This window comes from Clostridium brassicae (genome assembly GCF_026738875.1).
Lineage (GTDB): Bacteria > Bacillota > Clostridia > Clostridiales > Clostridiaceae > Clostridium_H > Clostridium_H brassicae.
In genome coordinates this window covers 89,993-105,257 of the sequence record NZ_JAPQFJ010000003.1, presented here as the reverse complement: position 1 = coordinate 105,257, position 15,265 = coordinate 89,993, and the positions used below count along the sequence as shown (strand labels likewise).

General features: G+C 25.4%; 15 protein-coding genes. 4 read left to right on the top strand and 11 right to left on the bottom strand.

What is annotated here, in order from left to right; genetic code table 11:
- Positions 1-51: 51 nt before the first annotated feature.
- The 3 genes from OW729_RS03930 to OW729_RS03920 form a co-directional block, all read right to left on the bottom strand.
- Positions 52-1,227 carry an NAD(P)-dependent malic enzyme gene (locus tag OW729_RS03930; RefSeq protein ID WP_268060151.1) on the bottom strand — a complete coding sequence of 392 codons (1,176 nt, stop codon included), beginning with the start codon at positions 1,225-1,227 and terminating at the stop codon, positions 52-54.
- A 262-nt stretch (positions 1,228-1,489) separates the two neighbouring features.
- Complete coding sequence (locus OW729_RS03925) at positions 1,490-2,170, bottom strand: response regulator (protein WP_268060150.1); 681 nt, start codon at positions 2,168-2,170, stop codon at positions 1,490-1,492.
- Positions 2,167-3,786, bottom strand: coding sequence for an ATP-binding protein (locus OW729_RS03920; protein WP_268060149.1), 1,620 nt, complete (start codon positions 3,784-3,786; stop codon positions 2,167-2,169). Before OW729_RS03920 ends, OW729_RS03925 begins: the two co-directional genes overlap by 4 nt.
- A gap of 442 nt (positions 3,787-4,228) precedes the next feature.
- On the opposite strand from OW729_RS03920, the gene OW729_RS03915 reads away from it, so the two are divergent.
- Entirely contained in the window at positions 4,229-4,960 is a 732-nt protein-coding gene (locus OW729_RS03915; RefSeq protein ID WP_268060148.1) for a hypothetical protein, read from the top strand.
- Positions 4,953-5,762 carry a LamG domain-containing protein gene (locus OW729_RS03910; RefSeq protein WP_268060147.1) on the top strand — a complete coding sequence of 270 codons (810 nt, stop codon included), beginning with the start codon at positions 4,953-4,955 and terminating at the stop codon, positions 5,760-5,762. Before OW729_RS03915 ends, OW729_RS03910 begins: the two co-directional genes overlap by 8 nt.
- A gap of 448 nt (positions 5,763-6,210) precedes the next feature.
- On the opposite strand, the gene OW729_RS03905 is transcribed toward OW729_RS03910, so the two are convergent.
- The gene (locus tag OW729_RS03905) at positions 6,211-6,705 is read right to left on the bottom strand and encodes a hypothetical protein (RefSeq protein ID WP_268060146.1); all 495 of its coding nucleotides are present in this window, start codon (positions 6,703-6,705) and stop codon (positions 6,211-6,213) included.
- A 591-nt stretch (positions 6,706-7,296) separates the two neighbouring features.
- Entirely contained in the window at positions 7,297-7,791 is a 495-nt protein-coding gene (locus OW729_RS03900; RefSeq protein ID WP_268060144.1) for a hypothetical protein, read from the bottom strand.
- Positions 7,792-8,101: 310 nt separating this feature from the next.
- Here OW729_RS03900 and OW729_RS03895 point away from each other — a divergent pair, with 310 nt between their 5' ends.
- Entirely contained in the window at positions 8,102-8,650 is a 549-nt protein-coding gene (locus tag OW729_RS03895; RefSeq protein ID WP_268060142.1) for a hypothetical protein, read from the top strand.
- Positions 8,651-8,740: 90 nt separating this feature from the next.
- Here OW729_RS03895 and OW729_RS03890 read toward each other — a convergent pair whose 3' ends face one another.
- From OW729_RS03890 to OW729_RS03865, 6 genes are all read right to left on the bottom strand, one after another.
- The gene (locus OW729_RS03890) at positions 8,741-9,007 is read right to left on the bottom strand and encodes a hypothetical protein (protein ID WP_268060140.1); all 267 of its coding nucleotides are present in this window, start codon (positions 9,005-9,007) and stop codon (positions 8,741-8,743) included.
- A gap of 1,053 nt (positions 9,008-10,060) precedes the next feature.
- The gene (locus OW729_RS03885) at positions 10,061-11,704 is read right to left on the bottom strand and encodes a methyl-accepting chemotaxis protein (RefSeq protein WP_268060139.1); all 1,644 of its coding nucleotides are present in this window, start codon (positions 11,702-11,704) and stop codon (positions 10,061-10,063) included.
- A 100-nt stretch (positions 11,705-11,804) separates the two neighbouring features.
- Entirely contained in the window at positions 11,805-12,044 is a 240-nt protein-coding gene (locus OW729_RS03880; protein WP_268060138.1) for a hypothetical protein, read from the bottom strand.
- Between the two features lie 254 nt (positions 12,045-12,298).
- Positions 12,299-13,033 (bottom strand): hypothetical protein, encoded by a 735-nt coding sequence (locus OW729_RS03875; protein ID WP_268060137.1) that lies wholly within the window; start codon positions 13,031-13,033, stop codon positions 12,299-12,301.
- A gap of 254 nt (positions 13,034-13,287) precedes the next feature.
- On the bottom strand, positions 13,288-13,524 hold the full coding sequence (locus OW729_RS03870; protein WP_268060135.1) for a hypothetical protein: 237 nt from the start codon (positions 13,522-13,524) through the stop codon (positions 13,288-13,290).
- A 151-nt stretch (positions 13,525-13,675) separates the two neighbouring features.
- Complete coding sequence (locus tag OW729_RS03865) at positions 13,676-14,098, bottom strand: phosphate-starvation-inducible PsiE family protein (protein ID WP_268060134.1); 423 nt, start codon at positions 14,096-14,098, stop codon at positions 13,676-13,678.
- A 421-nt stretch (positions 14,099-14,519) separates the two neighbouring features.
- Here OW729_RS03865 and OW729_RS03860 point away from each other — a divergent pair, with 421 nt between their 5' ends.
- Positions 14,520-15,170 carry a PspA/IM30 family protein gene (locus OW729_RS03860; protein WP_268060133.1) on the top strand — a complete coding sequence of 217 codons (651 nt, stop codon included), beginning with the start codon at positions 14,520-14,522 and terminating at the stop codon, positions 15,168-15,170.
- Positions 15,171-15,265: the final 95 nt, after the last annotated feature.

The following is a 15,265-nucleotide window of genomic DNA, read 5'->3' as shown; positions in this document are numbered from 1 at the left end:
CCATTATAGAAATACATTTAATTTAGTAAAATATATTTCTATAACTGCATTCTAATATTTTCTTGCAATCCCAATCTTTCTTGCCGCTTTTTCTACTTCTTTTGATACTGCTAAAACAACTTTTTTATTAAATGCATCAGGTATTATATAATCTTCATTTAATTCCTCATCTGTAACTATACTTGCTATTGCCTTTGCCGCTGCTATTTTCATTTCTTCGGTTATATCTGATGCTCTAGCATCTAGTGCCCCTCTAAATATTCCAGGGAATACTAAAACATTATTTATTTGATTTGGGAAATCTGATCTTCCTGTAGCAACCACTCTAGCTCCTCCACGTTTTGCTTCATTAGGCATTATTTCTGGAGATGGATTAGCCATAGCAAATACTATAGAGTCATTGTTCATAGTTGATACCATATCTGCGTTTAATACATTTGGTCCTGAAACTCCTATAAATACATCTTTTTCTTTTATTATTTCTTTTATAGTTCCTTTTTCAAAATTTCTATTAGTATGTTTAGCTATCTTCTTTTGCTCTCCGTTCATCCATTCAGCACCCTCTACTAAAGCCCCTTTTTTATCACATACAACTATATTTTTAGCGCCAGCTAAAAGTAATAGTTTGCAAATAGAAATTCCTGCTGAACCAGCTCCATTTATAACAATCTTACCTTGTTCTAAGTTTTTATTAACTACTTTTAATGCATTTAAAAGCCCTGCTAAAACTACTATTGCAGTACCATGTTGATCATCATGAAACACTGGAATATTTAATTCTTCCTTTAGTCTTCTTTCTATTTCAAAACATCTTGGTGCTGAAATATCTTCTAAATTTATTCCTCCAAAAGTTGGAGCTAAATATTTTACAGTCTTTACTATTTCATCTACATCCTTTGTATCTAAACAAATAGGGAAAGCATCTATACCTGAAAATTCTTTGAATAAAATTGCCTTACCTTCCATAACTGGCATTGCTGCTTCTGGTCCTATATCGCCAAGTCCTAATACTGCCGTACCATCTGAAACAACTGCTACCAAATTTCCTTTTGAAGTATATTTGTAAACGTTATCATTATCTTCATAAATCTTTTTACAAGGCTCCGCAACTCCAGGAGTATAAGCAATACTTAAATCATCTCTGTTTTTAACAGAAATTTTTGAAATCACTTCTACTTTTCCTTTATTTTCTTCATGCAGTTTTAAACTTATTTCATTATAGTTCATATATTATCGCCTCCACGCTATATTATTAATTAATTCATTGTCTATATTTAACATACAGTATTTAATGGACAAAATAAATATTTTGTAATTATTTTTATATTTTTGTAAGTATATTTATTTATGTTATATTATTAACAACCGTTCCACAATTTTGAATTTTCCCAATTTTCTTGAAATATATAGGTCTATTCACTACGTTTGTTCATTTTATTAAATATAAAAGGCCAGTAAACAATCACTCGCCTTTCATATAACTTAATATTTATTTTTCAGTTCCTTTCACATATATGTTTTTAGGTCTTCCTATTGATCCATACTCTATTTCACTTCTAAGTTCCTGTATGGATACCATATATTCCATATATTTTCTTATAGTAATTCTTGAAAGTTTTAATTTTTCAGCTATATCATTACTTGTAAAACTATTTTGTTTATAGCCTTCAATACACTTTCTAATCCTATTTAAAGTTCTTATATTTAATCCTTTTTCAAGTTGAGGTTTAGAATTTTTATTTTTTATATTTGTTATTTTATCAAGATCCTTTTGATCTACTACTGTTTTCTCATGTAACAGTTTATACTTTAACATAAATTTATCAAGAGCCTCTTTAAATCTTTTATACTCAAAGGGTTTAATTAGGTAATCAACAACTCCATATTTAAACATCTCATCTACTTTTTCTACATTTTGTGCTGCGGTAACAGCTATTACATCTATTAAAATTTGATTTTTTCTCATTTTTTTTAATAATCCTATACCATCTAGTTTAGGCATATAAATATCTAATATAACAAGATCTACCTCATTTCCTTTTATGTAATTAAAAGCTTCTATTCCATCTTTACAAATTTTTATTACTATAAAATTATCTATACTTTCAGTATACTTTTTATTAATTTGTGCTACCATTGGATCATCTTCTACTATTAACACCTTAATCACTTTTTATCCTCCTTTTTAGGAATAATAACTACGAATTTTGTACCAACTTCAAACTCTGATAAAACCTTAATTTCTCCATTCAAATTTTTAACAATGGTATTTACTCTTGCAAGTCCTCTTCCTCTATTACTTCCTTTTGTTGAAAATCCTTTTTCAAAAATCTTATCTATATTATCTTTTAAAATTCCTTTACCATTGTCCTCTACTTCTATAACTATTCTATACTTCTCTTGTTTTATTAATATATTTATATACCTCTCATACTTATCACACATATTTATAGCATCAATAGCATTATCGATTAAATTTCCTATTATGGTAATTAATAGATTACTTTCTATTATTTCATTTCCTTTCTTTAGAATACTGTTTTTATCCAAACATAAATTAACTCCATTTTCTTTGGCATTACTCATTTTTCCAAGCAATAGCCCAGCAATTGTAGGATTTTTTATATTATTTATAACTCGACTTACCTTTTCTTGCTGCCGTTTTGTTTCATTAATAATAAATTTTTCTGCTTCTTCACTCTCGCCAATTTGTATTAAACCTAGTATTACATGCAATTTATTCATAAATTCGTGAGTATTAGCTCTCAATGATTCAACTATCTGCTTTACTCCTGTAACTTCTTCTGCTAATCTTGTAACTTCTGTCTTATCTCTAAAGATACATACTACGCCTACCATCTCATTTTTAACTTTAATTGGAATTATATTGCATAATATTTTAATATTATTTATAATCATTTCCACATCATATTCTGCTTGTCCAGTTTTTATAACCTTATTCATGTATGAACTTGATATAATGTTATCTATATTATCATTATTTACTTGTCTATCTTTAATTCTTAGAATTTCTATAGCCGCAGTATTAAAAAACGTAACTTTAAATTTTTCATCAATAACAATTATTCCTTCATATAGTGCATCCAATACTTCTTCCTTCTGAAGATATAATTTTGATATTTGTTCTGGTTCATATCCCAAAAGAGTTTTTTTTATACTTTTAGACGATACAAATATTCCTAAAAACCCTAAACAAAATCCTACTAATTCAATAAATAGTAATTTGGCTATACCTTTATACTCAACATCTTCCATATTATCAACAATACTTTTAACTATGACATAACCTACTTTTACTCCCTTTTCATTTCTAACATGTAAAAATGCTATAATTTGATTTCCAAAACTCTCTACTCCTTCAGACATATAATCATTTTGCATTTTAGGGATATTTATCTGCCCATTTATTTCATTATTAATCATTTCTGATGATTCTATAGAATCAGCTTTTATAGTAATACACCTTTTTGCACGAAGATCCGTTATTACAACAGTATTAATATCATCCACACAACTTAATATACCATTCATATAGCTTCTAATATTTTCTGGTGATTGATTATCTTCTAAAGTCTTGATTATTAACTTAGAATTTGAAATAATTTTAGCTATATTCATTGTGTTTTTTTTCATCTCGCTTTTTATACCAAACATTCTTAAATCTGAAATAAATAAAGTTGTAATTATTAAAGGTATAAATATAATAACTATATTCATAATTGCTATTTTCGTCTGAAGTCTTAAATTTATTTTTAATCTTTTCATATAAATTCCCTCTATAGATATTATTTTAATTTTGATCATTATTAACCAATTTAATTTTACTATCATTTGCCATCAATATTCAATAACGATATTTCATATTATATGTTATTTTTACATTATTTTTCATAAGAACACATGGGATATCTATATAACTCATAATAAAAGTATAGTGAATAGTATGGGTTGAATTTTATTCTATAAATAACTTTTATAATATAGTTAAAAGATTTTGTCCAAGACAAAATCCTCCTTTATTATTCACTATTCTCTATACTCCATTCACTATTTATGATACTCTATTCACCGGTATTTATGTTCTATTAACTGCATTTATTTAGTAATGAATAAATAAAAAAATATAGAAAAATTTTCAATACACATTGACACGGTAGTAAAAATATTATAATATATAAAAGTAAAATAATTACAAGGGAGACTATTTATGGGTTTATTCAATAAAATTATTTCAACTGTTGATGTGATTGCTAAGACAGCGGAGCTAGCCACCGGTATTTTGAAGAATAATTCTATAGAAAATTCTAATAGTGATATTCTATCAACAGCAGAAAGTGGTATTCAAGATGTTCGCTTCTTTTTTACAAAGGATAGAAAGATACGTATTTGTAATTTAACTGAAAATGAAGTTGTTTGTCAATTTTGTCAAACTGACCCAACAGGTATTTCAAGATCAAATTTTGTTCATGTTGAAGCTAATGGCGGGAATAAAGATGTAACTTCTTATTTTACAGAATACATGGAAAATGGTATTTGTTCAATTACAAGTATTGAATCACCAGAAAAACATGTAGGAGAAATAAACGAATCAAATAATGTTAAAACTCTAATTTCTACTCTTGCAACTAAAACCTTATCATTAGGAACTAGTGTTACCCTTGGAGTACTAGGAATTAAATTTATTCCTAGGGCAAAAGATATTCTAGTTCAACTCCCTGAAGATTTGAAATTCCAAGAATTACATGTACAGGGGTCTTTTTTATTAAAAGATAAAAGAATTACTTTTTCAAGTGATATAAAACCTAAAAATTCAGGAGAAATAACCATTGATTATAATAGTGGAACTAATATTGATTCTATTATTACTTATGCAGATTTTGATGTATATTCTAGCAAACCAGACGAATTTGTAAGATATTTAAGAGAAAATAATGTTTAAAGAAAATTTTGCTATAGAATTATTAAATAAAGAAACCTATGCTCTTGAAGAACAAGTAGCTTTAGATGTTATACCTTCTCAAAATAATTTGTATCTTCCTAAAAATGGAGAACTTACAATAGAAATGAAAATGATGCCTAAACTTAAATATGAGAATACTATTATATCATATTATTGTTATGTAAATGCAAATTCGGAAATCTTTGATGGTTATTTTAAATTTACTTTAATAAGAGAAAATATATTAGTTTTTCAAATATATTATGAAAATAAAGATATAACAAAATCCGTTCATACAATTAATCTTTGTGATAGCAAATGGCATCATGTAGCTGTCAGTTTAAAAAATACAGATATAATAATTTATGTTGATGGGCAAGAATGTGAAAGTTGTAAAATAAACTTCAATAATGAATCTTTTAAAGTACGTGACATACACAATTCTGCAAGTTCAATATTACGCATAGGAGCTTCTGTGTATATGAATCACCCGTGTTATTTTGGACAATTAGATGAAATAAGGATTTGGAATTGTGTTAGAAATAATAAAGAGATTTGTGAATTTATGAATGAAACTTTAGAGGATAAAACCAAACGATTATTAGGTTATTGGAATTTTGATGATAAAAATACTAAAGATTTATCTGGCTTTAGTAATAATCTCAGAATTGCAGGAAAAGAATATAATATGAGTTATGTGCCAGTATCTTCATTTAAAAACTTTACAACTTCCAAAGCTTGTTATGATGTTAAACATATAACTTCTCGTTTAATAAAATCTTTATTAACATGCTCAAAATAAAATATATTGAAATAATATTAAATGAAATTGTTTTATAGTTTTAATATAATATTATAAAATATAGGTTAAAAATAGGACTATTGCATATTTAAAATGTACCTCTTGTGAAGGAAATATAAAAAAGACTAGTTCAAAAGGAGTTGTCGCACTAATAATAAATTCTACAATATATTGTGTTCAATTTAAACTTTTAAAACAGTACATTGTATGTAAATTTCTTAATGCGATAGCCCCCTTTTTTATAGTGGGATTTGTTACTGCTATCCCTTCAGCATTTAATGGACATGATGGCGTAATTAAAAAATTTGATTTGATTTTTGAAAAAGAAGATTAAATTTATTGAATAATTGCATATTTTAGTGTGTAAATATGTAATAAGATCAACCTCATTAAATATGAGATTGCCCATATATCTTCTTTATTCTATTTTAAGATAAATACATAAAATCTATCCTCTTATATTGATAGTTCCTCCAATCATTACAGAGTCATAATTAATGATTTCAATTGTATAGTATTCACCTATTTTTGTGTTGCCTCTCAAATGTACTTTTTTAACTCCTTTACTACCATCTGGCGCTTCCCAGTCAACAAAAGATTTATTAGCTATTGTACGCCCTGATGAATTTTTTAAAAGTACTTCAAAATTTAATGCTCTTTCATTAAAAGCTATATTTATATTTACCTTGTTAGCTTTTGCAGTATAACCATATTTGTACGTACCTATTCCTGTTGGTAATACGTCAAATTTTTCATTTATATCTGGCATTCGTGATTCTATAAAATTATCAATTTCGCAATACTCGAATCCACCATTATCTTTTATTGAACTACTTTTAACTATATAATTCGAACTATTTTCTTGAGCTTGTACATTTGTTACTAAACCTTGTCCTAAAATTAAAGCACTTAAAATAAATGCTGTTATTGTTTTTTTATTCATATTAATTTCCCCTTCCCCTTTAATTGTTCAAAATGGTAATTATGTATTTATTATAAACCATTTAGTGTTTTATGTCAATTATTGTATGCACACCCATTTTTTTATTAATTTCATGTATTGAAAGCAGTAACAGTTTACAACAAAACTCCTTTATCCTTTATTTATACAGTAATTTAATCTTTATCTTACATATAAATTATATGCTAAACCAAAGAACGTTGTCGGTATTTTCTTTTACTAAAAACCAAAAGAAAATACACAAATACAACCAAAACTTCATTTACTTAAAACCAAGATAAAAAAGGGTGACCTCTTATAATAATTCACTTTAGATGGCTTGTACTTATTTTATTTATTTAACATACCCTCAATGTATACTTAAACATTCATGTATCTTTAAGATATATACACGTAAATCGACTAAAGTTAGTAATATAAACGTTTATATCCATTTTTATATAAACTTAATCTTTAATAACATACTTATTTCTATTGAATACATCATTAAAATTTGATTATAATAAAAGCAACCTCATAAAATATGAAATTGCTCCTATATCTTCACTCCATTTTAAAATAAATACATAGAGTCTATCCTTCTACATTAATAGTCCCGTTAACAATTACAGAGTCATAATTAATTATTTCAATTGTATATTTTTCACCTATTTTTGTGTTACCTCTCAAATGTACTTTTTTAACTCCTTTACTACCATCTGGCGCTTCCCAGTCAACAAAAGATCTACTAGCTATTGTACGCCCTGATGAATTTTTTAAAAGTACTTCAAAATTTAATGCTCTCTCATTAAAACTTATCTTCATATTTACCTTGCTAACTGTTGCAGTATAATCATATGTGTACGTACCTATTCCTGTTGGTAATATGTCAAACTTTTCATTTGTTTCTGGTATCTGTGATTGTGTAAAATTATCAATTTGTCGATATTGGGATTTGCCATTATTTTTTATTGAACTACTTTTAACTATATAATTCGAACTATTTTCTTGAGCTTGTACATTTGTTGCGAAACCTTGTCCTAAAATTAAAGCACTTAAAAGAAATACTGTTATTGTTTTTTTATTCATATTAATCTCTCCTTTTCTTTTAATAACTTAAAGTAGTAATTATGTATTTATTATACATATACTATCTATTGTAAAGCATTTACTATAATAGTTCAATTTCACTTGGGTAATTCTACAACCTTACTTCTTGTTCCAGGAAATCATTCCATTTATGATTAATTTTGTACATTTAGCATTGAAAAATTAGTTAGAAGATTATATAATTTAAATAAAGCCTTGGAAAATAATAACATTAATATAACTTAACCAATTAAAATGAAAACAATATAATAGAATTATTTTGTAAATAATAGATAGGGAGAATTTCTTTATGAAAAAAATACGTATAAGAATTATATTAGGAGCATTATTAGGAATACTAATATTAATCTATCTGTATACCGCTTTACCTAGAACATATAACAAAACTTTTCAAGGTATAAAATACAGGTTAGGAAAAACAAACAATCAATTTGTTGAGAAGGTAACCATTTCAATAAACGGGAAATTATCAGAAAATTTAATTTTCGGCAAAAAATTTGTAGGAAAAATAAAAGTTAATGATTTAGAATTTCCTAAACAAAACGAAAGGAAAGAAATAGAATTAAAATTTGATGAATTTAATAGATCTAGTATTGGATACTATTTCATTAATAAGTCACAAACCTTTTCAAATGTACTATACGGAACTATATATATTAATGATGATTTTAATCAGTTAACCATTAATATAATGGAACCAGAAGATTTATATGCAAGTAGTAAACAATGGACTGGGGTTAATGGACTAATGATATCTGCTCCTGCCTCTAACAGAAAAGAGGCCTTAAAAATATCTAATACTTTAATGAAGTATATTTTGAGTGAGAATTTAGAATAAATGTACTACGTATTATTAAATAAATTAAGAGCATAGGACAATCTGTTTATTGTTCTATGCTCTTTTGTTGTTTGACTACTATATGTTATTTCAAATCCATATAAAAAATATTCTTGATAAACTTGTTATTAAAAGTACTATTCCAAAAAATTTTTCTCCTAATTTTTTATGATTTTCAGAAAAAAACTTTGCTTCTATGAACGTCAAACATCCTACTATTGATGCTATACTATAATTTATAGTACTAAGAATGTTCTTATGAAAACTACTCAAATCCCAATTAAAATAGATATACGCAACAATAAGTCCTATTATACAAAAAACAATATATAAAATGTTTATTAACTTCACTCTCATTCTCTTTCCCCCTGGTAGTGCAGTATATTTTAATTATAACATTAATGCATGTGCATAAGACTTAAATATATTTTTGTGATAATTTTTTTAAAACTTTTTATAAAACTTACAATTGCTAATGAAAGTTTAAATATACATGGCATTTTTTAACGCTTTATATATTACAAATTACATTTTGTGGTATAATTTTATTACCATTATAAATCAAAATTCACATGTATTAACAAAATAGATTTACTAACGAGGGGGAAGTTAGTATTATGACTATTACTAAAAATAAAATTACATTACTTAGAGTAACTTATCTTATACTATTTTCAATAATGATGTTTTTCTGTATATTTCATTTTTTTATTCATCCATTATTAAAAAACAATCTAGATTTAGTATTAAGTTATATATGTCTTGGATTTACTAATCTATGCTTTTTTATTAAACCTAAACTTTCTCTAAAGGCTTTTTATTGAACAGATATAAGAAATAAAGATATATTTATGCTTCGATTGCAAGGATTTTTATTTGTTGTGTTATGTATTTTAAAATTAATAGAATACTTATAAAAGTAAAATACCACTAAATCCTTCTAGTGGTATTTATTTATAATTATCCATATAATTTTTAATTTATAAAAATACTTTGACCTCTTAGATTAAGCTCATGATGGACGCACATAAAAAGGCTTCTTATAAATTGTATCTCCTGTACTATATTCTCTATTTCTCTAGTGAAATCAGAGGTTTGTTCTGCAATAGATTGGATAAAATTTATTATTTCTCCTATAGTTAAAAAATATATAATTTTATAAACTTTTATTTCATTATCTAGTTTTTAATTATAAAATCCCATCATTTAACCAATAAATTCCTTAAGTCTATCCTTCTACATTGATAGTTCCCTCAATGAATACAGAATCATGATTAATTATTTTAATTTAATCTAGGCTTAGATTGTTTAAAAAGTCTTCATATAATAAAGGGTTTTTGAACAATCTGAGTACTTTCTAAATTAAATGCTAATTCATTTAATTTAAATATTTATTTTTAATTTATTAATTTATACATGAATTTCATCCACTCTATTAGCTAATTTATCTGATATTTCCGTAAGTGATTGAGTTGATGCTGAAATTTCTTCCATAGAAGCTGATTGTTCCTCTACTGATGAAGAAATTTCTTCTGTTGAACTAGCAAATTCTTGTGATATATGTGAAACTTTTTCTATGTTTTGTACTATTTTATCCTTATCTTGTGCGGCATCTTTTAAACTAAGGGATATCTCTTCAATATGAGGTAATAACTTTTCCACTTCTTCTAATATTTCTTTAAATGATTCCATAGTATCTGCTATAGATTCTGTTTGTACTTCTATCTTATCTGTAACATTCCCTGTAGTGTTAGAAACTTCATTACTATTCTTTGTTACAGTTTCTACTAACATATTTATATTTTTAGATGATTCTAATACTTGTTCTGCTAATTTTCTTATTTCATCTGCAACTACAGAAAAGCCTTTTCCTGATTCTCCTGCCCTTGAAGCCTCTATTGCTGCATTAAGTGCTAAAAGGTTAGTTTGCTCTGCTATACTATTTATCACATTTGTTATCTCTCCTATTTTAATAACACTATTATCTAATTCAAAAATTTTATCTGAAACATATTTAAAACTATTTTCCACATCTTCTATAGCTAAAACAAGGCTATCTATTTTAGTAGATCCTTTATCTGCATGTGTTTTTATAGTATTACTACTCTCTGATAGATTTATAATCTTATCAGTTATTTTATCTAAAATTTCACCAAAGTGAATTAATGAATTTGTTGCTTGATTTATCTCTAGTGCTTGATTAGTAGCCCCTTCCGCTAATAAATTTACAGAATTAGCTATTTGTGTACTTGCATCTGTTTTCTCCTCTGTAGCAGCTGAAACATTTTGAGCAACAACATCTACTTTCATAATAGCTTCTTTAATAGCTTCCATCATATTTCTAATTGTTGTCATTGTCTTGTTTAAAGACTCCATCAATATTGATATTTCGTCATCACCCTTTGCATGAAATTCTATTGAAAAATCCCCATTTGAAACTTTATTCATTTTATTAACTATATCAACTATAGGACTAGATATCTTTTTGGAGATAAAGTTAGCTATAATTAAAGAAATTAATACTATAATTAAACCTAAAATTAATATTTTGATAATAGTATTTCTAATCAATTGATACATATTTTCAAGTGAAATGCCTATATTAACTGTTCCAACAACTTCTTCATTCTTATAAAAGGGTACAGATACATTATAAACTCTTCTTCCATCTATATTTTTAGTTATTAATCCGTCTTCTTTTTTTTCTTTAATAACTTTATCAATATAAGATGAATTTTTTATTTTTTCTCCTATAACGTTTTTATTATCACTAGCTACTATTTTATGATTTTTATCTGTCAAAGATAAATAAGCTATATTTTTAACAGACTTATTTTTTATATCTTCTAGTATAGTATTAATTTTATTTAGCTCAGTTAAGTCATGTTCAGATATGTCCCTCTCTACCATATTAACTATAGTACTTCCGTCATTCTTCATTTGGTTTGTTACAATTTTAAAAATTTCTGCTGCACATATACCTCCTACACACAAAATAGTAACTAAAGATATTATAAGAAAATTAATTAATATTTTTCCTTTAACTGTTTTCAACCTTATTCACTCCCATGCAATTTACTATTTATTAACTGAATTCTATATTTTATACTTTTAATAAAAATGTTTCCTTATATATTAATAACTTTGATTATGTTCAAGTAAATATACTTCTATAATTCCTACAAACAATTTTTTCTTTACTCTCAGTTAATTTCACACCTTGTTTTATTAAATTATTAAACAAAATTCCTTGATTAAATTTAATTACTCGTTTTTTATTTATCTCTACTGTCTGATTACCAGTAAATATTACTAATTTAACATCAACTGATATAGATAATAGAAAATTAAGAATGCTTAATATTGCAATTTTTGTTAACTTTCTTAACATCATTAGTATCACTCCCTTTTTCTTTAAATCCAAGAATTATTATACATTTTTCATCTTATTTCTTCAAATTCTAAAAACGTTTTATCCTTAGTTATTAAAGTTTTACGTGTGGTCTTACCAGCTATATTCTAGTTTTTTTTATTTTTTATATTACATATAAAAACATTCTATAAATTAGATTTTTTATATCTGATTTATAGAATGTTTTTCAATTGACATATTTACATTTCTTTTATAAAGTTAAGTTCTAAATTAAATTACATTTTATTTATATTTTCAATAGAAACTACAATTCTGCTATTTGGAAGATAATATATTCTATAATATTTGTCCTTTTTTAACTTTATATTTTTTAGTAAAGTCTTAGGGCATAAAAACCTCTTACACTTTTCATTTGTATTAACTTTATAACTATTAAGTATTTTTAATGGCTTAGGTTTTTCAGCATAATATCCTCCTTCTATCTCTTGTTCTACCCTTTCTTCTATCATACCCTCATATACTTCTGTTTTTTGACTTTTTAACAAAATAATATCAGAATCATATCTCTTTACTATATCTATCACTTTCTCCTTTTGCAAATATACAAAAGAAAGAAACCCCATAAAAGCAACAAGTATTATAGATAAAATAATTTTTCCCTGTAATATTGTTAATGTGTTTAATTTATCCTTTCTTTTATTCCCTTTTAAACAATGTATAACTAACAATATGGAAAATATGCTTGTACCAATGGTTGTCCATATTAAAATAATTAGATTGCTCCAATAAGTCAATCTCAGAATAACTCCTGTTTCCCCTAGTTTATCTAAATGTATATATTTTGTCATATTTGATGGCAATTCTAAAGCTATTAGAAAACCTTTCAAGTATATAATAGTCAACAATAATGGAGCTATTATTTGTAAAGTTGCCCATATATTTTGTTTATTAATGAATTTTCTCTTTTCGTTACATCTGTTTGTCTTACTACAAATATTTTTATTATCCATAAATCTCCTTATATGATAAATCATTATACCTTATTTATTATTAATTAATTTGTTTTTTATGAGTATAGGAATAAAGCTAATTCTTTTTCAACTCCTGATAATATTTTTTTATTATGCCCTTATATATTACAGAAACTCAAATGTAGTATAATGTTACAAATAAAAATAATCTCAATTGAATATATTCAGATTGTAAATAAATGGGCTCTCAAAAATAATTTAAAAATTATTTTAAGACAGCCTCTTATAAATAATTATTTCCATTCTTCTTCATACGCAAAATCAAATATCACAACAGCTTTCTCACTCTTTTCTCCTATTCTGTACTTTACGCTATATATTCTCTCTCTAGAACTAAGTGATTCAATATCCAATACTTCCCCACCCATTTTTCTTATTTTATTCCTAATTTTTTCTTTACAGACTTTAGGTCTCCACCATATACTATATAGTAGCAGGCCTATCACTAATAAATAAAAAAGTATATCCATAATATTCTCCCCTACAATGTCATTAACATAATTTTTTACCAAACCAATTATATACCATATATGTAACTAAATAAATACTCTCATAAATTATATTTTAAATTTTACCAACTTATTTTTCAAAACATATATCTATTTAATTCTCATATAAATCTTAGTCTGATCCACTATTTTCATCTAAATATTCTTTTTTATTAAATAAATATTTTTTTATACCAAATAATAAAACTATGGCTAATATACCCATGAAAATTTCAGTCATCCCTTTATCTTTGGGTATTAATAAAATTTTTCTGGCTATAGCATATAAAAGTACATCTATTACACTCTCTGCTGTATGTAATGTTAGCATTACAACAAGCTCTACTCCTATAACTAATAAAAGAGCATATCCAAACAAATCTTCTAATTCATAATAAGTAACGGGATTAGATATGTTTTGTACATAAGAAACCCATATCATTCTAAATAAATCTATAGTTCCTAATAAAACTTTTAGTAATACCATTAATGCTAGTATTATTTCAAAAATATGACTTAATTTAAAAACAAATTCTTTTATTGAGTTTTTCTTCATATATTCACACTCCCAAGAATATAAATAATATCTTAACTATTATTGCTTACTTTCCTTACCCCTATTAACGATACCATTTGTAGATGCTAGAAAAATTCGTACATTAGTTTATAAAGTTTAGTTTCCTATTTTATTAAATTATATATTATTTATATTTATTTTAACATTATTTTTAATGAATTATTTTGATTTTCTTAATATTAATAAATAATTTTATAAAATTAACACTCTGTATATTAAACTACTTAATCTAATTAAATTATAGTTAATGCTATAATTTAATATAAGTACCTATAAATATAGTAGAATCCAAGAAAATTATGTTAAATATACTACAATTATGCTATAATCATAGTGATGTTTTATCAAAAAAAGTAAAAAAATCTAAAATTTAATTAATGTGGAAAGGAAGTCTTAATTTATGGGTATATTTCAAAGAATGTCAAATATAATTAAAGCTAAAACAAACGATGCTTTAGATAGAATTGAAAATCCAATTGAACTACTAGATCAAAAAATTAGAGATATGGAAGAAAGCTTTAATAAAGCTAAACTAGCTTCAGCACAAGTTTTAGGGAACATACATGAAACTAAACTTAAGTTAGACAAGCTAAAAACAGAAATGGACGATTTTGAAGCTAAAATCAAACTTGCCCTTAGCAAGGGAAATGAAGAATTAGCTAAAAAAGCTCTTGAAAGAAAGCTTACAACACAAAAAGAATACGATATTCTAGAAAAATCTTATGAAAAATCAAAAATTCAAGGTGAAGAATTAAAAAAGAAATTATCTAACCTACAAAAAGAAAGTGAAAATACTAGAAAGTATAGAGACCAAGCTGAAGCTAGAATGAATAATGCTGAAGCTACTCAAAAAGTCAATGAAATGCTTTCAAATGTAAGTACAGAAAGTAATAGAATAAATTTAGATGATATAGAAAGAAAAATTTCAAAAAAAGAAGCTTTAGCCGAAGGTTTAGGAGAATTAAGCTTTGATGATTCTTTAGACAAGGAATTTGAACAGTTAGAAACATTTGATTTAGATGCTGAACTTGCTAAGTATAAACAGCAATAAAATCTAGTAAATAAAAAAATATTATTTGAACTGGGAACTTAACTCAATACATCTAAAACAATAGCCCCCATTTAACATGGGGATTTTCAATAAAT